20 protein-coding genes and 1 pseudogene are annotated in these 16,021 nt (G+C 61.5%); 9 read left to right on the plus strand and 12 right to left on the minus strand.

All coding sequences use genetic code 11. The features are described 5' to 3' along the window. The first annotated feature begins 61 nt into the window (after positions 1 to 61). The 3 genes from E2H86_RS16175 (at position 62) to E2H86_RS16185 (ending at position 3,236) form a co-directional block, all read left to right on the plus strand. A complete protein-coding gene (locus E2H86_RS16175) occupies positions 62 to 904 on the plus strand; it encodes a LysR family transcriptional regulator (protein WP_133329578.1) in 843 nt (280 codons plus the stop codon). Between the two features lie 77 nt (positions 905 to 981). Further along, positions 982 to 1,437 carry a GFA family protein gene (locus tag E2H86_RS16180; protein ID WP_133329580.1) on the plus strand — a complete coding sequence of 152 codons (456 nt, stop codon included), beginning with the start codon at positions 982 to 984 and terminating at the stop codon, positions 1,435 to 1,437. Between the two features lie 215 nt (positions 1,438 to 1,652). Then, the gene (locus E2H86_RS16185; RefSeq protein WP_243744071.1) at positions 1,653 to 3,236 is read left to right on the plus strand and encodes a GGDEF domain-containing protein; all 1,584 of its coding nucleotides are present in this window, start codon (positions 1,653 to 1,655) and stop codon (positions 3,234 to 3,236) included. A 6-nt stretch (positions 3,237 to 3,242) separates the two neighbouring features. Here E2H86_RS16185 and E2H86_RS16190 read toward each other — a convergent pair. Both E2H86_RS16190 and E2H86_RS16195 read right to left on the minus strand, forming a co-directional pair. Further along, positions 3,243 to 3,551, minus strand: a pseudogene (locus E2H86_RS16190) (RidA family protein); the annotation flags it as partial. Between the two features lie 4 nt (positions 3,552 to 3,555). Continuing rightward, positions 3,556 to 4,446, minus strand: coding sequence for a LysR substrate-binding domain-containing protein (locus E2H86_RS16195; RefSeq protein ID WP_133329584.1), 891 nt, complete (start codon positions 4,444 to 4,446; stop codon positions 3,556 to 3,558). 254 nt (positions 4,447 to 4,700) lie between these two features. Here E2H86_RS16195 and E2H86_RS16200 point away from each other — a divergent pair, with 254 nt between their 5' ends. Next, positions 4,701 to 5,318 (plus strand): LysE family translocator, encoded by a 618-nt coding sequence (locus tag E2H86_RS16200; RefSeq protein ID WP_133329586.1) that lies wholly within the window; start codon positions 4,701 to 4,703, stop codon positions 5,316 to 5,318. Positions 5,319 to 5,379: 61 nt separating this feature from the next. On the opposite strand, the gene E2H86_RS16205 is transcribed toward E2H86_RS16200, so the two are convergent. Then, a complete protein-coding gene (locus E2H86_RS16205; protein ID WP_133329588.1) occupies positions 5,380 to 5,853 on the minus strand; it encodes an OsmC family protein in 474 nt (157 codons plus the stop codon). A 50-nt stretch (positions 5,854 to 5,903) separates the two neighbouring features. Continuing rightward, the gene (locus E2H86_RS16210; RefSeq protein ID WP_133329590.1) at positions 5,904 to 6,818 is read right to left on the minus strand and encodes a LysR family transcriptional regulator; all 915 of its coding nucleotides are present in this window, start codon (positions 6,816 to 6,818) and stop codon (positions 5,904 to 5,906) included. A gap of 141 nt (positions 6,819 to 6,959) precedes the next feature. Between E2H86_RS16210 and E2H86_RS16215 the strand changes: the two genes are divergently transcribed. Further along, complete coding sequence (locus E2H86_RS16215) at positions 6,960 to 7,352, plus strand: RidA family protein (protein ID WP_133329592.1); 393 nt, start codon at positions 6,960 to 6,962, stop codon at positions 7,350 to 7,352. Between the two features lie 93 nt (positions 7,353 to 7,445). On the opposite strand, the gene E2H86_RS16220 is transcribed toward E2H86_RS16215, so the two are convergent. The 4 genes from E2H86_RS16220 to E2H86_RS16235 are packed head-to-tail and all read right to left on the minus strand — an operon-like array spanning position 7,446 to position 9,805. Beyond that, the gene (locus tag E2H86_RS16220) at positions 7,446 to 7,913 is read right to left on the minus strand and encodes a DoxX family protein (protein WP_133329594.1); all 468 of its coding nucleotides are present in this window, start codon (positions 7,911 to 7,913) and stop codon (positions 7,446 to 7,448) included. A 9-nt stretch (positions 7,914 to 7,922) separates the two neighbouring features. Continuing rightward, positions 7,923 to 8,678 carry an HvfC/BufC N-terminal domain-containing protein gene (locus E2H86_RS16225; protein WP_133329596.1) on the minus strand — a complete coding sequence of 252 codons (756 nt, stop codon included), beginning with the start codon at positions 8,676 to 8,678 and terminating at the stop codon, positions 7,923 to 7,925. Beyond that, the gene (gene bufB, locus E2H86_RS16230) at positions 8,675 to 9,508 is read right to left on the minus strand and encodes an MNIO family bufferin maturase (RefSeq protein ID WP_427593094.1); all 834 of its coding nucleotides are present in this window, start codon (positions 9,506 to 9,508) and stop codon (positions 8,675 to 8,677) included. Before bufB ends, E2H86_RS16225 begins: the two co-directional genes overlap by 4 nt. A 15-nt stretch (positions 9,509 to 9,523) precedes the next feature. Continuing rightward, positions 9,524 to 9,805 carry a BufA1 family periplasmic bufferin-type metallophore gene (locus tag E2H86_RS16235; RefSeq protein ID WP_133329598.1) on the minus strand — a complete coding sequence of 94 codons (282 nt, stop codon included), beginning with the start codon at positions 9,803 to 9,805 and terminating at the stop codon, positions 9,524 to 9,526. Positions 9,806 to 9,981: 176 nt separating this feature from the next. Here E2H86_RS16235 and E2H86_RS16240 point away from each other — a divergent pair, with 176 nt between their 5' ends. Then, a complete protein-coding gene (locus E2H86_RS16240) occupies positions 9,982 to 10,569 on the plus strand; it encodes a sigma-70 family RNA polymerase sigma factor (RefSeq protein ID WP_133329600.1) in 588 nt (195 codons plus the stop codon). Further along, positions 10,556 to 11,197, plus strand: coding sequence for a DUF1109 domain-containing protein (locus E2H86_RS16245; RefSeq protein ID WP_133329602.1), 642 nt, complete (start codon positions 10,556 to 10,558; stop codon positions 11,195 to 11,197). The genes E2H86_RS16240 and E2H86_RS16245 overlap by 14 nt, the downstream gene beginning before the upstream one ends. 36 nt (positions 11,198 to 11,233) lie before the next feature. On the opposite strand, the gene E2H86_RS16250 is transcribed toward E2H86_RS16245, so the two are convergent. From E2H86_RS16250 to E2H86_RS16260, 3 genes are all read right to left on the minus strand, one after another. Next, the gene (locus tag E2H86_RS16250; protein ID WP_133329604.1) at positions 11,234 to 11,998 is read right to left on the minus strand and encodes a DUF2182 domain-containing protein; all 765 of its coding nucleotides are present in this window, start codon (positions 11,996 to 11,998) and stop codon (positions 11,234 to 11,236) included. Beyond that, positions 11,979 to 12,614: a DUF1326 domain-containing protein gene (locus E2H86_RS16255; RefSeq protein WP_133329606.1), complete on the minus strand. Its 636-nt coding sequence runs from the start codon at positions 12,612 to 12,614 to the stop codon at positions 11,979 to 11,981. Before E2H86_RS16255 ends, E2H86_RS16250 begins: the two co-directional genes overlap by 20 nt. Positions 12,615 to 12,762: 148 nt before the next feature. Continuing rightward, a complete protein-coding gene (locus tag E2H86_RS16260) occupies positions 12,763 to 13,623 on the minus strand; it encodes a CAP domain-containing protein (RefSeq protein WP_133329608.1) in 861 nt (286 codons plus the stop codon). Positions 13,624 to 13,852: 229 nt separating this feature from the next. Here E2H86_RS16260 and E2H86_RS16265 point away from each other — a divergent pair, with 229 nt between their 5' ends. Next, positions 13,853 to 14,524: a hypothetical protein gene (locus E2H86_RS16265; RefSeq protein WP_243744072.1), complete on the plus strand. Its 672-nt coding sequence runs from the start codon at positions 13,853 to 13,855 to the stop codon at positions 14,522 to 14,524. A 5-nt stretch (positions 14,525 to 14,529) separates the two neighbouring features. Further along, positions 14,530 to 15,225, plus strand: coding sequence for a tetratricopeptide repeat protein (locus E2H86_RS16270; RefSeq protein WP_133329612.1), 696 nt, complete (start codon positions 14,530 to 14,532; stop codon positions 15,223 to 15,225). Between the two features lie 130 nt (positions 15,226 to 15,355). Here E2H86_RS16270 and E2H86_RS16275 read toward each other — a convergent pair whose 3' ends face one another. Further along, entirely contained in the window at positions 15,356 to 15,901 is a 546-nt protein-coding gene (locus E2H86_RS16275; protein WP_133329614.1) for an arsinothricin resistance N-acetyltransferase ArsN1 family B, read from the minus strand. Between the last annotated feature and the right edge of the window lie 120 nt (positions 15,902 to 16,021).

Consider the following 16,021-nt stretch of genomic DNA (forward strand, 5'->3'; position numbering starts at 1 on the left):
TGAACATGATCCTAAAAAGCGGGAATATCAGGCCTCATCTTCCTGCTTATCCGGAACCTGCATGTACCACTTCGATCTTGCCCAGCTCCACCTCTATCTGGCGGTCTGCGATGCCGGCAGCATCTCTGCAGCCGCGCCGGGCTTGTTTCGCTCAACCTCCGCCATCAGCGAGCAATTGCGTAAGCTGGAAGACGCAATCGGCGTCGACTTGCTCATCCGAGGCAAGCAAGGCGTTCGCCCGACCCCTGCAGGTGAACGTCTTGCGCGCCACGCCAGGCAGCTCCTCACCCTCGGCGAGCGGGCGCTGTCCGAGGTTCGCGGCGAACAGTTCGAAGGGGAGATACGCCTGGCGATCACCGATTACTTCCGCCCCGACGACATTGCAGGCCTGCTGAAAAAACTCCGTGAATGGCACCCGCGGCTTCGACTCCATGTGGTGATGAAGAAGAGCCTGGAAATGGATCAGGCCAATGACTACCTGGATATCGGCTTGGCCATGCGTTTCAACGAACGCTTGCCCACGGCCAACACCTTCGAGGTGAGGCAGGAACCCCTGCAGTGGGTAGCCGCTGCAGGCTGGGTTCCAGAGCCTGGGCAGCCGCTGCCACTGCTCGCGATCAGCGGATGTGGATTGTCGGATTACAGCTGCCAGGTATTGGAGCGCGCCCGCATCGACTACGAGATCGTTTACTCGACCTCGGGTGTGGCGGGTTTGCAATCGGCATTGAGGGCAGGGCTTGGCATTGCGTGCCTGAATGCGAGTGCCATTCCGAACGGTGTGGAACCCTACAGGACTGGACTGCCGGCGTTGGCGCAGGCCAGGTTCTTGCTGCTTCCGCCGCGCAAGGGGGAATCTGAACTGGTGGAAAATGTGCGGCGATTGTTGCAGGGTTATCTGGCGTAGGGATCGGGACAAGGTGTTCAAAGATTCGGCCTTGTTCCGGGAATATCCGGATTGGCTTCTCAGGTCAGGAAAACGCTATGACTGATGAAAAACAGGATGATCGCCCGGTTTACCAAGCAGCCTGCCATTGCGGCACTGTACGGTTTGAACTGCGTTTGACCGACGGTCTGCGTACCGCGCGCAGGTGCAACTGCTCGCTCTGCCGTATGCGTGGGGCCGTGGCGGTGTCGGCCAATCTGGGCGATATCACTGTCACCCAAGGGGAAGAGGCGCTTACCCTCTATCAGTTCCATACACGGGAAGCCAAGCACTACTTCTGCTCGAAGTGCGGCATCTACACCTTTCACCAGCGGCGTTCTGCGCCGGACCAGTATGGGGTGAATGTTGCGTGTATCGAGGGGATGAGTCCGTTTGATTTTGCAGAGGTGGTTGTGAGTGAAGGCCGTGACCATCCTAAGGATCGGGAAGGTGGAGGGACGGGTATCGCGGGGTGGGTGCGGTTTGGAAGTAATCCGGAGTGTGGTCGAGGGTGATCGCTAAACAGGCGGGCCCTTTGTCTTTGGAAAATGGATCTGTCCCTGTTTTTCCCCAATTGCTGCCTCAGCATCAGTGATGCCACAATGCCGTCGCACGCCTTGCGCACTAAAACGATAAGCGCGATTCAGGGACTATCATTATGCGCAGCCTCTGTTGCTCTTCTAGCACGCAAAGCCCGCCGGAGAGACTTCTGTGGGTTCGGCTGCGTCGATTGCTGTATTTCGGGCTGTTCTCGGTTCAAGCTGCGTGGGCGAGCCCGGCCAACCAGTCCGATGGCGCCTTACAGGTCATTGATGTACAGCTACGTTGGATGCACCAGTTCCAGTTCGCGGGTTACTACGCTGCCATCGCCCAAGGCTATTACCGGGAGGAAGGCTTGGATGTGCGCTTGCACGAGGGTGGCCCCAACGTTACGCCGGTCCAGGAAGTGCTCGCTGGGCGTGCGCAATACGGCGAAGCCAACAGCGAACTGCTCTACGCACGCCTGAACGGAAAGCCGTTGGTCGCGCTGGCGGTGATTTTCCAGCATTCCCCCTCCGTGCTCCTGGCGCGTATCGACCAGGGTGTTCGCACCGTGCACGACTTGGTCGGCAAGCCGGTCATGCTGATGGATGCACAGACCGATGCCGATTTTCTCGCGATGTTCCGCAGCGAGGGTATCGCTCCTGAGAAACTGAACCTGCTACCCAGCAGTTTTCAAGTCGACGACTTGGCCAACGGCAAAGTGGCGGCGTTCAACTCGTACCTGACCAACGAGCCTTTCCACCTGCAACAGCGCGGCGTGGAATACAACGTTATCTCGCCCGCCACCTATGGGATCGATTTCTACAGCGACGTCCTGTTCACCACCCAGGCCGAGATCGACGAACATCCGCAGCGGGTCGAGGCCTTCCGCCGCGCCACGTTGCGCGGCTGGCGCTACGCGATGGATAACCCCGACCAGGTCATAGACCTGCTGCTCGATCAGTATGCAGTGAAGAAAAGCCGGGCCCATCTGGAGTTCGAAGCTAACGCGATGCGTCCACTGGTGGTATCCGACCTGATCGAGATCGGCCATATGAATCCAGGGCGCTGGCAACGGATGGCGGAAACCTTCCTCGAGCTGGGCATGGTCAGCGATATCAAAGGTCTGGAGAACTTCATCTATGATCCCAATCCGCCTCAGCTCGTCGAGCGGCTGCGCAAGACGATCCTGCTGATCAGTATCGGTTGCGCGCTGGTTTTGCTGTTCACGCTGGTGTTGTTGAACACTCAGCGCCATTTGCGCAAAGAGATCAAATTACGCAAGCTCGCCGAAGAAGAAGTCCACAAGCTGGCCTTCTATGACAGCCTGACAGGTTTACCCAATCGCAACAGTTTCATTCCTTTCGCCAGTCAGAAACTGCTCGATGCCAAGGGCCGGGGAGAGCATCTGGCGCTGTGTTATATCGATCTGAACAACTTCAAGCAGATCAATGACTGTTTCGGCCATCAGGCAGGCGATGCCATCCTGATCCATGTAGCTTCGGCGATCAAAGCCCATATTCGCGACTTCGAAATCGCCGCGCGCATGGGCGGTGACGAGTTTGTCTTGCTGCTCGGCAGCGCGCATTGCAGAAGCGAAATCCAGCGCATCACTCAAGAGATCTGCAAGGCCGTTGCCCGGCCCATTCCTTGGAAGAACAGCGAGATCAACGTCAGCGCCAGTCTAGGGTTGGCCTGGTATCCGGAAGATGGTGAACACCTCGACGACCTGATTTTCAAGGCCGATACGGCGATGTTCCAGAGCAAAGCCGGTGTCGCTGCCCAGGCATGAAGCCACCTACGTGCCGGTCTCCGGAGAGGGGCGTTCCACGGCGGTGCATTTGATTTCTACCAGCAGCCCAGGTCGCGCCAATTCACTGACCCCGATGCAGGTCCAGGCACAGGTGCACCTGGGAAAGACTTGATCCTTCACCCGTCTAAACACTGCCATGTGGCGGGACATATCGACGTGATAAGTGGTCAGGTCGATGACGTCTTCAAAGGTGCAGCCACCAGCGTCCAAGACCAGCCGAAGATTTTCCAAGGCGGCCAAGAACTGCTGCTCAGGATCTTAGATGACTAATACTTCTGGGGTGCGGCCGACTTCCAGATCACTCCAAGGTGCATTGGATATCACGAATGCCGGTACGCATCTGGTCAGTGATCCAGTCCAGAAATGCCCTGCATTTAGCGCTCTCATGCAAAGGCTTGGGCGTCAACAGGCAGTATCGCGAGCCGTCGCGGGTAAACCCGAACGGCGCGACCAACTGGCCGGTCCGAAGCTCATCCTGGACCATCAGCACGGAAGCCATACTTGCCCCCAGCCCAGCGGCGGCGGCCTGGATGCAGAGATAGAAGTGCTCGTATTCGACCTTCATCGAACTACCTGCCGAAGCGCCACGCAAACGCATCCAATCCTCCCAAGCTTGGGGCCGGGTCTTGCTGCGCAACAGGGGAATTCCGTCAAGCTGCTGATGTTCCTCCCAGCAGGACGGCGTACAGACCGGCCCGATCCACTCTTCACAGAGGGTTTGCGCTTGTATCGAGTCGCCCCAATAAAAGTCGTCCCGCCTAACGGCCACGTCTGCGCCTGAGCGAAGAAAGTCGATAGGGCCACCGGCTGCAAGCAGCTGTAGCTGTAGAGTGGGGTGAGCGGCGTGGAACTCAGGCAGGCGAGGTATGAGCCATTTCATCGCGATCGTCGGCTCACACGAGACCACGATGGTTTCTTTCCGCGATTCACGCTGAAGCTTCACCACTGTACCTTCGAGTTGCTCGAAAAATGGACCCGTAAGTTCATACAGCAGCGTTCCGGCGTCATTGAGGAAAATGCCCCGGTTGCGCCGCTCGAACAATTCAACGCCGATCGCCTCTTCCAATTGCCTTACCTGCCGACTGACAGCGCCATGCGTGACATGGAGCTGGCGCGCGGCATGAACGAAACTCTGGGTCCGCGCAGCAACCGTGAAAAAGTGAAAGGCAGTCAGGGCAGGAAGCTTCATAGGCGATGAAATCTCACATATTTCGAGGACTATAAATCGATTTTTCTGGTGTGAACAACAAGGCATGCTTCAACTGCAACATTGCTCATGGTGAGTAGGTTCAGGAAGGATGGCACCCATGTATCAGTTAGTCCTCAGACCGCGGAGGTCGGCCCCGCAAGCGCACGGTGCCAGTCAACCCAGCTTGCGCTATCTGTGCGAAATCATCGCCAAAAGAACGGCATGGTCATTCACGCTGCCTGAGGATACAGGTGATGAATGAGTTGATAGCGGTGGCGGTGATCACGATCCTTGCCGTTATCAGCCCTGGACCGGATTTCGCGATGGTGACGCGTAACAGCTATGCCTACGGTCGTCGCAGCGGACTGTTGGCTGCCCTTGGCATTGCATGCGGTGTACAGGTTCATGTGTTCTACACGGTATTGGGCATCGCAATTGTCATTACCCATTCCCCTGTAATGTTCACGGGGATGAAGCTGCTAGGTGCCGCGTATCTGGTGTATCTGGGATGCAAGTCGCTCAGTAGTAAGGCCGTCTTGCAGTTTGGCACAGCGGGCGGTCCCCGCCCCTCAGCCGGCAAAGCGTTTGCCATGGGTTTTTTGACCAACGCCTTGAATCCTAAAACCATGCTGTTCGTAATCGCCACCTACAGTCAGGTCGTTCAGGCGGACAACTCACTGGCTGTCAACTTTGCATATGGTCTGTTCATGTCGGTGTCACACTGGGCTTGGTTCAGCTTGGTTGCGATATTTTTCTCAGCCGAAGCGCTGCGTCAGCGGATGCTGTCCAAACAACGTGTCATAGACAAGGTCATTGGGTCCGCCTTGATAGGCCTGGGCATCAGCCTGCTGCTGCCAGGAATGGGGCATTGATGTCAGGGGGCGAATCCCTCCCTCCCATGACTTCCGATTGCAGTGGCGGACCGGAGCTACCTCAGGCCTGATGCCTGATGGACGCCTGGCATCCGACCGGAAAGTTGACGGAGTTGGCGATGAAGCACTCGTGATGGGCCTGGTCATGCAGGCGCATGGCCAGATCGATATCTGAGTCTTTGCTGATCACCACCTGCGGCCGCAGCTGGGCCTCGCGGAAATGCCCTTTGCGCTCGCCATTCCCTTCGCTCATCCACGCAACGGGCTGGTCGACATACTCCAGCACGTTCACCTTGTTCACCGCGCAGACGTGCAGATACCAAAGTTTGTGACACGCAGAAAGCGAGGCGAGCAGCAGATCTTCCGGGTTCCAGCGTTGGGCGTCGCCGCGAAAGGCGGGATCGGCGGAGCCGAGGATGGCGGCCTTGCCGGGTGCTTCGATGACGAAGTCGCGTTGGTAGGCCGTATAGCTGGTCGTCCCGTCACCGGTATTTCCCTGCCAGCTTACGTCAACGGTGTAAGTATGTTCCTTCATAGTCCCTCGCTTACCGATGAATAAAAAAAGCGGTGTTCTTTATACCGCTTTCAGCCAACCCGCGGCGCATGTTCGGCCATCAACTCGATCATCCAATCGACAAACACCCGCACCTTGGCGCTCACATGGCGATTCGGCGGAAATGCCAAATACATCGGCATGGTCGGCATCTGCCAGTCTTCGAACAATGGCAGCAGCTCGCCACTGGCCAGGTGCGGTTTGGCCATGTACTGCGGTAGCCAGAGCATGCCCAATCCCGCCAAGCCGGCGGCCAGGTAGGCATTGCCGTCATCGACCGTGAGTTGCGGGCGGCCCTGGGCCTCTATGCGCTCTTCACCTCGCTGCATCGAGAACGGCAGGGCTTTGCCTGTACGTGACCAGAGAAAACCGATGGTCTTGTGCCGCTCCTCTTCCAGCTCGCGAGGATGTGTCGGCATACCGAAGCGCTGCACATAGCCGGGCGTGGCATACATGCCCAGTTGCAGATCGCCGATGTGCCTGGCCACCAGGGACTGGTCGGTGATCTCGCCGCCACGCACCACGCAGTCGATGTTTTCCCCAATGATGTCGACGATGCGATCGCTCACCCCCACGGTCAGTTGAATCTCCGGGAAACGGGTGAAAAACGTCGGTAGGGCAGGGATCAGCAGCATCCGCGCCAGCGGGCTGGGAACATCTACCCGCAGGCGCCCGCGGGGCGCCATCGAGGCGCTGGACAGGCTGGTTTCGGCATCGTCGATGTCGGCCAGTAGGCGGACGACGCGTTCGTAGTAGGCCGCGCCGTCGGCGGTGACATTGACCTTGCGGGTGGTGCGATTGAGCAGACGCACACGCAGCCTCGCCTCCAGTTGCTGGACGAGCTGGGTCACGGTGGTCTTGCTCATGTGCAGGGTGGTTGCCGCCTTGGTGAAGCTGCCGGTTTCCACCACCCGAGCGAACGCCTGCATTGCATCGAAACGGTCCATTGCCCGGCTCATTCGTGGCTGGATTGTTTGGATTATACAAACAGTCATGACCAGCGTTGCTCGTTTATCCGCGGCGGTGGGCCTTTCTATAGTGACTTCACCGTAATCACCGGGCCGCGATGGCCCCGAATGAGGTCTGCAATGTCCAGCAAACGCGATGTCGTTTTCCCCCCTGACCGCCACGCGCTGTACGAGCTTCACCGTTACTCGCCGGCAATTCGCTCCAATGGCTTTCTGTTCGTGTCCGGCCAGGTCGGTAGCCGCAAGGATGGCTCGGCAGAACCCGACCTGGCGACTCAGGTCCGCCTGGCCTTCGCCAACCTCAACGCGATCCTGGCCGAGGCCGGCAGCAGCTTCGAGGATGTGGTCGACACGACCATCTTCATGGTCGATCCCGATTCGAAGTTCGAGACCATCTGGGAGGTGGCGGCCGAATATTGGGGCGAGGCTCCCTATCCGACGGTCACTGCGGTCGGCGTGACCTGGCTGTCGGGTTTCGATTTCGAGATCAAGGTGATTGCGAAGGTGCCGTAATAGGGCGGCTGAATCTGGCTGCCGAGTGAAGGAAAGATCCATCACCGGCAGTCGTGGGACGATAGCCTCCGGTGGCTGCCCAAGCCCCGATCCTCACCGTATTTTCAAAGCCCAATCCAACGACAGTTTCCCCGCCCCCCGTGCAATCAACAGCAACAACAACCCGGCCCACGACAGATGGGTTGGCCAGGCATCGGGGTAGACGAAGATCTCGATGACCAACGTCATGCCCAGCAATGCCAATGCCGATAACCGGGTGAATAGTCCGAGCACCAACAGCAGGGGAAACAGGTGCTCCGAATAGGTCGCAATGTGCGCGGCGAGATAGGGCGACACCCAGGGCAGGGCGTACTCGCTCTGGAACAGGTCGTAGGTACTGGGGGTCAGGGTCAGCAAGCCTTCGACCTTGGTGCGGCCCGACAGGAAGAAGATCGACGCGATGCCCAGCCGCGCTACCAGGCACAGCACGCTGTCGACCAATAACGCCTGCACCTGCTCGGCAAGGCGGTTCCAGCGTTGCCGAAGGCCGTGGGTGGGGAGGTCGTGGTGGGTGATATCCATGGTGGCACCTCAGGCGAACGTGAGTGGACGGAAGACCTGAGCCTGCATCAGCCGGCCCAGCAGGTCGTTGAAATCAAGGTTGGGCTGGGCCTGCAAGGCCAGGGCCGAGGCTTGCTCGAGGGTGTGGCCGGTGGCGCAGGCGTCAAGGAAGGTGCAGCCGCCAATATCCAGTGGGTGGTGAGCGACGCCCTCGGTGTGGCCGCTGAACAGTGCGCCTTCGGCTTGCCAGGGCTGATCCTGCGGCCAGTCGAGGCCCTCGCGGCTGTGCCGCCACAGGCTGTAGGCCGGGTGTTCGGCGCACCAGTGCCAGCGTACGCTGGCGCGTGGCTGCAGATGGCTCTGGGTGAGATCGGCGGCGGTCATGCCGGCGAGGTCGGCCAGGGTCAGCGCTGGTTCCAGCGTGGCACTGAAGGCTTCGTTCCAGCAACGGTCGAGGCGGGCGACCGCGGCCAAGTAGAGCAACCCGTGTTCGGATTGGCCGGCTTCGAGGAAGGTCGCGAAGTCAGCGCCATAGAGGAGCAGTCGTGGGTCGTCGGGCGGCGATTGTTCGGCGTACAGGGTGGCTGCGGCGCGCATCCAGTCGGGCCCGACCAGGCGCTCGATGCTCGGATAGTTGGCACACAGTGCCTCGACTGCGCCGTTGAGTACGGTATTGCGGTACACGGCGAACGCCGGTTGGGCGGTGAGCGCCGCCAGCGCCGGAGCCGGGCGCCGATACAGTGCCTCGATGAACGCGTCCTGGAACTGCCCGAGGGTGAGGTTCATGGCTGGCCTCCGGCCTGGTCGAGGATCCGCTGGGCCGTATCGCGCTCGGCCAGTAACCTATCGAAATCCGGCACGTTGCCGTCGCGCTCGATGAGTGTCGGGCGTGGTCCTATGCGCTGGATCAAATGCTGGTAAAGCGCCCACACCGGTTGCGCCACACTGGCGTCGTGCGAGTCGATCAGCAGGTCGCCTTGAACGTCTTCGCTATGCCCGGCCAGGTGAATCTCGCTGATCGCAGAGGCCGGGAAGCGGTCCAGGTAGGCGAACGCATCGAAGCCCAGGTTGTGGGCGCTGACATACACGTTGTTGACGTCCAGCAGCAGGCTGCAACCGGTGCGGCGAGTGAGTTCATGAAGAAAGTCGATCTCGTCCCAGGCATGACCGTCCAGGTGCAGGTAGTGGCTGGGGTTTTCCAAGGCGATGGTGCGCCCCAGAGCGTCCTGGGTGCGGGCGACATTACTGGCGATGCGCGCCAGGGCTTCATCGCTGCGCGGGAAGGGCAGCAGGTCCGGGTGGTACTGGCCGCGCCAGGTCGACCAGGCCAGGTGCTCGGACACCAGTGCCGGTGCGACACGCTCGACCAGTGCCCGCAGGCGGCGCAGGTGAGCCGCATCGGGCTCGGCATCCGCCGCCAGCGAGAGCGCCACGCCGTGCAGCGACAGCGGATGGCGCTGGGCCACCCGCTCCAGCCAGTCCAGGCGTGGGCCACCGACCATGTAGTTCTCCGGATGGACCTCGAACCACAGCCCTGAGGCGTTGCAGGCCAGGGCCTGGGCATAGTGCTCGGCCTTCAGGCTAAGCCCGGCGCCCATCCGCTGCACGGTAGTCATGGTCGCAGGCCTTTATCAGGACTTGATCGGGGTCAGCGAGCCCATGCCGTGCGGGGTCTTGATGGTGGTGCAGGTGCCGGCAGGGACGTTTTTCCAGGCTGCGCCGTCGTAGTCTTTCTTCGAGCTGCCTGCGCAGGTGGTGCCGGCGCCGGCTTTGCAATCGTTCTTGCCGGCCATGGCCACGCCGTAGCACTTCTCCATGGCACCCCCGGCAGGGGCGGCGGTTTCTGCGGCCAGGGTAACGCTGGCCAGGGAAGCGAGGGCCAGGGCGGCGGTGGCGAGAGTCAGGGTTTTCATGATGAAGCCTCCGAAAATGTGGGGTGGCCGAGGTGGCTTACCTGCGGCTCATGGAGTAGTTCGCGGGGGGCTTCGATCCGGTTACAGCGCACTGAAAATATTTTTGAGATTTTTCTGACGCGCCCCTACTGTAAAACCGACGAACTGACTCTCCCTGGGTGTAACCTTGGTCGCCAATGCAACGAACTAATACTCAGCAGGCGTTGAGCGCGCGCGAACACCAGCTGCAGGCGCTGCTGGTGCGCGGGCTGGCCGGTGACAGCAAGGCATACCAGGATTTCCTCGCGGCGTTGGCTGTGCACCTGCGCGGTTTTCTCAGGCGTCGTCTCGCCCAGCGTCCGGATGAAATCGAAGACCTGGTGCAGGAGGTGCTGCTGGCGGTGCACAACGCTCGGCACACCTATGACGAGCACGGCCCGCTGACGGTCTGGGTGCAGGCGATCGCTCGCTACAAGCTGGCCGATCACTTCCGTGCATATGCCCGCCGCGACGCGCTGCATGACCCACTGGGCGACGACAGCGAGTTATTCGCCGCAGGCGACGAGGCGCCGAGCGAGGCCAGCCGCGACCTTGGCCGATTGCTGGAGCGCTTGCCCGACCGCCAACGTCTGCCGATCGTCCATGTCAAGGTCAATGGGCTGTCGGTGGAGGAGACCGCTCGCCTGACCGGGCTGTCCAGTTCGGCGGTGAAGGTGGGTATACACCGGGGCCTGAAGGCCCTGGCGAGCATGATTGGAGGTAGGCGTAGCGATGAAGACCGATGAGCTGATCTCTCTACTGGCCGCCGGCGAAGGCCCGGTGGACCGGCATTGCCTGGCCCGGCGCTTTGGCCTGGCCCTGTTGATCGGCGCTGTCGGCGCGGTGTTGCTGACGGTGTTGGTGTATGGCGTGCGCAGCGACTTGGCCGAAGTGGCGCGCACGCCGCTGTTCTGGGCCAAGCTGGCGCTGCCCTCGAGCCTGGCGTTGCTGGCGCTGCAGCTGTCCCGGCGCCTCGCGCGGCCGGGCAACGGCGGCGGAGCTGGCTGGTGGGCGTTGGGTGTGCCGTTGCTTCTGGTCTGGCTAGGGGCTGGTTTGAGCCTGGCGGGTGTCGCGCCCGACGCGCGGGCCGAGTTGATCCTGGGTCGCACCTGGCGCACCTGCGCGTTGAACATCGGCTTGCTCTGCGTGCCGGCCTTCATCGCTGTGTTCTGGGCGCTGCGCGGCCTGGCGCCGACCCGTCTGCGCCAGGCCGGGGCAGCGGGAGGGTTGCTGGCGGGGGCGACGGCAACCGTCGCCTACTGCCTGCATTGCCCGGAAATGGAAGTGCCGTTCTGGGGTGTCTGGTACGTCCTGGGGATGCTGATTCCGACCGCGGTGGGAGCGCTGCTCGCGCCGCGGTTGTTGCGCTGGTGAGGTGTCGCTGCGCGGACGCAACAGCGACATCTCTGTTCAGGCCAACGCCCAGCTCCCCAGGATAATGCCGCCGACGATAAGCAACACCCCACTGCACCGACGCCACCCTGCACCCAAGGGCAGCACCTTCTCCGCCAGCACCAGCAATGCCAGCCCGGCCATACCCCAGAGGCTCATCGCGCCAACTACCAACAGCACCAGCATCAACGCCCAACAGCACCCCACGCAGTACAAGCCATGATGCAGCCCCAGGCGGCAGGCGCCGCCTAGCCCGGGGCGTGCATGGTGCTGGAGGAAACCCAGTGGGCTCTGGCAATGCGCCATGCACGTGGCCTTGCCCTGACTCATCTGGTACCCCCCGGCGAGCAGCAGCACCACCGCGCCGATCAGCGGCGGCAGGCGCAGGCTCATGGGATCGAGCCAGCCCAACCATTCACCCAACGCCTGCAGCGCTGTCATCAGCACGGCGAAGCCGCCCCAGACCAGCGCATAGGTGGCGCAGAACAGCAGCAGTTTCAAGGCGCGCCCATCGTCGCGCTGCAGGCAGCGGCGGTACAGCAGAAACACCGGCAGCGCAGCCGGCAGCATCATCGCCTGCATCATCACCAGCCACATCAGCAGGGTCAGTGCGCCTTGGCTCGACCACCAGGCGGTAGGCGGCATGTGCATCTCGCCCATGGCCGCCATGGTGCTGGCCTGTTCGGCCTGCCACCACCAGGCCAGGGCGCCGAGCAGCAGAATCAGCGCGCCGGTCAGCAGCGCGCCGAATTCTGGCCCGCGCCTAGCCGCGGATGATGCCATTCGGTCCCATGTCCAGGACGTAGAGCATGGCGTTGCGCCCGGCATAGTCCAGCTTCACCGCTCCCGTGCAGTTGAACGTGGCACTGGCACAGTCGGTTTCGCCGAACTCGAAGCCATCGGGCAGCACCAGCCTGGCCCGGTGTACTGACCCATCGACGGGGTTGCGGATCGGCTCGGCGCGGCCATCGAGCACGCCGGGTACACGGATGCTGGCAGTCAGGGCGGTGCGGTCGGTGTGCACCTCGACCGGCACGAACTGCGGTTCGTGCAGGGTTTCGACGGTGCTGGCGAAGATCGCGAAGAAAGCCGTTGGCTCCTGCTCCTGGCCGCTGAGAATGGTCAGCAGTGCCTGGCGCTGAGCAGGGCTGGCGCGTTCATCGATAAAGACCTGGCACTGCCCGCCACCCTCGTGGATGGGACCGGGCCAGAAGAATGTGCAGGCCACATTCAATCCGGCCAGGGGGACGTCGGCGAAGTGGCCTTCTTCGATGTGATAGCCCACCGCGGCTTCGCAGGTGCCATGGCTGGGCAGGGCATTGAATTGGCAGGGGCAACCGTAGTCGCAGTTGCAAAGATCGACGCCTTCGCCGCGTAGTCGCCAATCGACGTGGGCCATGATCGTGTCCTCGCAAATAAGCATCATCCCTAAGCTTAGTTCCGAGCCGCTCCGCTCATTTAGATGGAATCGGCATCTGCCGCCCGTTGCATAAAACGGCGCTGTCGGTGTGTTTTTGCAGTCTCGGCGGTCAAGGCGAGCGGGCCCTTCAAGGCGCGCCGAAGACCATCGTCCAGTACACACCTCGGTCGCTGCGCGCGTTCTCGGCAAAGGCTGCGCCCACTTGGGTGAACATCGGGTTCATCAAGTTGGCGCAATGCCCGGGACTGGCCAGCCAACCAGCCATCGCCTTGCTCGCCGAACCCTGGCCGGCAGCGATGTTCTCGCCGACCTGACGTCCACGGTAGCCGGCGTCCCAGGCCCGGTCCGCCGGCAGGTCACCGTCAGGGTCGCGGTGGGCGAAGAAGTTGTCGTTGGCCATCGCCCGACTGTGGCGCTTGGCCGCCGTACCCAGGGCGTTGTTCCAGGTCAGCGGGCGGGCTGCGGCAAAGCGCTGGCGACCACACAGACGCGGTTGCGCCCGCGCCGCGTTGACCTGCGCCAATAACGTACTGCCCGTGGAGCGCTGATCGCCCAGGTGCGCGTCGAGCACCGGTCGTGCCAGTACCACGCGCCATTCGTTGCGCGCGCGGCTGACGCCGATATCGGCGAATTCGCTATCGAGCAAGGCGGAGCAGTAGTCGCTCTGCAGCATGTCAAAGGCTTCTTCGGCATCTTGCGCGCCGATCAGGCGGATGGCCCGTACTTTTACCGCTTGATAGCCGGCGGCCTTCAGGCCTTGGCGCAAACCACCGTCGTAGCGCACCGGCAATGCCAGGCTCGACTTCAGCGCCAGCGGCGTCGAAACCCGTATTACCCGGTGCTCACAGCGTTGTGGCTGGGCGCGGTAGTGGTTGATGGCCGACACCAGTTGCCGTTCCCCGCTGGCATGGGCGAGGTTGGCGAACAGGGTGACTACGGGAACGAGGCAGAGCGAGACGAACGAAGGGCGCGAGGCGACGTGGCGCATGGGGCGGACAGCTCGGTTGAATGACGGCGAAAGTGCCGATTAAAGGGCCCGGCTAAGACTGCGCGCCTCGATACTGGTTCACGGGTGACGTGCATGATTTCTCTGTTTTCAGTTACCCCGTCCTTGGTTGACTGATCGGGGGCGGGGTTTTAGCCTTCGCGGGCCTGAATCGCTAAAGTCTCTGGCCAACCGGCCGAAGAGGCTCATTACTTCTTCATGGATGAATTCGATGCTCCGTTCTCTTTTCACCGGCGTTGCCTTGCTCGCCGCCGGCGTTACTTGCACTGTGCAAGCCCAGACCGTCACCACCCCCGAACAGCTGATGACAGCGTTTTCGCGCTGCGATGCGCAGTTCTTCCAGCGCTTGAGCGATGTGCGTCTGCCAGAAGGTACCTTGCGACTGAGCGACTATGGCTCTGTCAAGGCGCCGATCATCATGAGCCCACTGCAAGAAGGCGGCACTTACCAGCACTTCGAAACACCATTGACCGTCAATGGTGTGCGCATGGTCGGCTATTACAACCAGGCCCAGACCATCCAGGGGGCGGGTAATTTTCTGTTCTGGGGCTTCGTCGCCGACGGCTCGCCACAAGAGGTGGCTGCAAAGCTCAAGCCGCTGATCGTCGATAACGAGCGATTCGTCAGTCAGGGGAAGACCTTCATTCGTGCAGAAATTCGCCGCGTCGGTGACCCGATCGACCAATGGCGCACCGAAGGACTGACCGGCCCAGGGGTCGCTACACCGTTCGGATACGTGGACCGCGTGTTGATCGTCGACGCCGGCGACAAGAGCGCTCCGCTGGCCGGGCACACCACTGTGTTCTGCTCGCTGCAAGGAACGGTGACAGCGCCACTGCTCCAGGTCTACCGCCCGGACCTCAACGCACATCTGCTCGATTGACAAGGATGACTACCGTGAATACTCGCTGGCCCACACTGATCACCTGTTCCGTCATCCTCGCCGGCTGTGCAGGCCTGCAGGATCCGCAAAAAGCCGATCTTGCTCACTGCTCCAAGCAATTCAAGGCGTCCAGAGCAGGCAACTACCCGCTGGTGTTGCAGGAGGGGGATCTTTGCCTGCAGAAAAATACGCTGCCCGCTTCGCTGAAGCATGTGGTCTATGCGGTGCAGGCTGACGCCTACAGCAAGCTCAAGCGCTTCGATGAAGCCGTGGCAGCCCAGGAGCAAGCCCTGCAACTATCGGGCAAGCCGGATCCCCGCGGGAACCTCGACCTGAGCGCCATGTATCGCGACGCAGGCAAACCGGAAAAAGCCCTGCAATTGGTGCAATACAACCTCGACAATGGCTTGGGCGAGGCGGGCAAAGGGTCCGGCTTCAACATGCCGACCTACTACCACCTCGGGCTGGCGCTGACCGACCTGGGACAGTATCGAGAGGCCGCAGAGGCCTTCAGTACCGGCCTGTTGCGCCAGCCTGACTATGCCTGGGCTTACTATGCCCGTGGTGTCGCCTATGACCATCTGGGGGCCAAGGACGATGCCAAGGCTGACTTCACCCGATTCTCGCAGAGGGTGGATAAGCAGTTCGTGCGGGAGAAGCAACTGGCCAAGCTCGCTGAGTATCGGATCAGCCTGCCGTAGTGGGTTGAAGTCTACTTTCCCAGACCTCGTTACAAGCCCTGGGAAGTGCTTCTCGGGCCACTTGCTGGATTGGCGCATGACCTATGGCCTGCGCCAATCGCTTGCCGCGCCCCGGCCTCTCTGGAAGCAATCAATCAACTGAAGCCAACCGCCCGAACGGCACGATGGAGCGAGGCGGCATCGCCTGGTTCAACCCCCGTCGCCAATATCCCACGTCATGCCAGCGCCCGTGCTTGAAGCCGACTTCCGGATATGTCCCTATGTGCATGAACCCCAGCGCCTCATGCAGCCCCACGCTACCCTCGTTGGGCAACGCGATGCCCGCATGGGCAGCGTGAAAACCTTGCTGCTCCAGAACCGCCAGCAGGTGTTGATACAGCGCCCTGCCGACGCCACTGCGCTGTGCGTTGGCGGCGATATACACCGTGACATCCACCGACCACTGGTAAGCCTCCCTAGCACGATGTTGGCTGGCATAGGCATAGCCGACCACCAGTCCATCCCGCTCCGCGACCAAGTAGGGATACAACGGCAATGTGGCTTCGATACGCCGGGCCATTTCCGCTACCGAAGGCGGCTCCAGTTCAAAGGAGATCGCCGTATCCCGCACCACGGGGGCGTAGATGGCCTGGATGGCGGCGGCGTCCGTGGGCGCCGCGACTCGGATGCTGGTCATGGGGGCTCCGTAAGGCTGGATGGACCTCTGGTTGATGCACATCTCAGAGAGGCGGGGTCTTTGGCGTTGACTGATGAACAGAGTCTGTCCTAATGCCCGCCAGCTAAGCAATTGGGGCCG

Source organism: Pseudomonas putida (genome assembly GCF_004357765.1).
GTDB classification, from domain to species: domain Bacteria; phylum Pseudomonadota; class Gammaproteobacteria; order Pseudomonadales; family Pseudomonadaceae; genus Aquipseudomonas; species Aquipseudomonas putida_U.

Excerpts from the sequence above, each read along its gene's own strand:
- E2H86_RS16175 (WP_133329578.1), top strand. The coding sequence starts at position 62 with ATGTACCACTTCGATCTTGCCCAGCTCCACCTCTATCTGGCGGTCTGC.
- E2H86_RS16180 (WP_133329580.1), top strand. The coding sequence starts at position 982 with ATGACTGATGAAAAACAGGATGATCGCCCGGTTTACCAAGCAGCCTGC.
- E2H86_RS16195 (WP_133329584.1), bottom strand. The coding sequence starts at position 4,446 with ATGAAGCTTCCTGCCCTGACTGCCTTTCACTTTTTCACGGTTGCTGCG.
- E2H86_RS16200 (WP_133329586.1), top strand. The coding sequence starts at position 4,701 with ATGAATGAGTTGATAGCGGTGGCGGTGATCACGATCCTTGCCGTTATC.
- E2H86_RS16205 (WP_133329588.1), bottom strand. The coding sequence starts at position 5,853 with ATGAAGGAACATACTTACACCGTTGACGTAAGCTGGCAGGGAAATACC.
- E2H86_RS16210 (WP_133329590.1), bottom strand. The coding sequence starts at position 6,818 with ATGGACCGTTTCGATGCAATGCAGGCGTTCGCTCGGGTGGTGGAAACC.
- E2H86_RS16215 (WP_133329592.1), top strand. The coding sequence starts at position 6,960 with ATGTCCAGCAAACGCGATGTCGTTTTCCCCCCTGACCGCCACGCGCTG.
- E2H86_RS16220 (WP_133329594.1), bottom strand. The coding sequence starts at position 7,913 with ATGGATATCACCCACCACGACCTCCCCACCCACGGCCTTCGGCAACGC.
- E2H86_RS16225 (WP_133329596.1), bottom strand. The coding sequence starts at position 8,678 with ATGAACCTCACCCTCGGGCAGTTCCAGGACGCGTTCATCGAGGCACTG.
- bufB (WP_427593094.1), bottom strand. The coding sequence starts at position 9,508 with ATGACTACCGTGCAGCGGATGGGCGCCGGGCTTAGCCTGAAGGCCGAG.
- E2H86_RS16235 (WP_133329598.1), bottom strand. The coding sequence starts at position 9,805 with ATGAAAACCCTGACTCTCGCCACCGCCGCCCTGGCCCTCGCTTCCCTG.
- E2H86_RS16240 (WP_133329600.1), top strand. The coding sequence starts at position 9,982 with ATGCAACGAACTAATACTCAGCAGGCGTTGAGCGCGCGCGAACACCAG.
- E2H86_RS16245 (WP_133329602.1), top strand. The coding sequence starts at position 10,556 with ATGAAGACCGATGAGCTGATCTCTCTACTGGCCGCCGGCGAAGGCCCG.
- E2H86_RS16250 (WP_133329604.1), bottom strand. The coding sequence starts at position 11,998 with ATGGCATCATCCGCGGCTAGGCGCGGGCCAGAATTCGGCGCGCTGCTG.
- E2H86_RS16255 (WP_133329606.1), bottom strand. The coding sequence starts at position 12,614 with ATGGCCCACGTCGATTGGCGACTACGCGGCGAAGGCGTCGATCTTTGC.
- E2H86_RS16260 (WP_133329608.1), bottom strand. The coding sequence starts at position 13,623 with ATGCGCCACGTCGCCTCGCGCCCTTCGTTCGTCTCGCTCTGCCTCGTT.
- E2H86_RS16265 (WP_243744072.1), top strand. The coding sequence starts at position 13,853 with ATGCTCCGTTCTCTTTTCACCGGCGTTGCCTTGCTCGCCGCCGGCGTT.
- E2H86_RS16270 (WP_133329612.1), top strand. The coding sequence starts at position 14,530 with ATGACTACCGTGAATACTCGCTGGCCCACACTGATCACCTGTTCCGTC.
- E2H86_RS16275 (WP_133329614.1), bottom strand. The coding sequence starts at position 15,901 with ATGACCAGCATCCGAGTCGCGGCGCCCACGGACGCCGCCGCCATCCAG.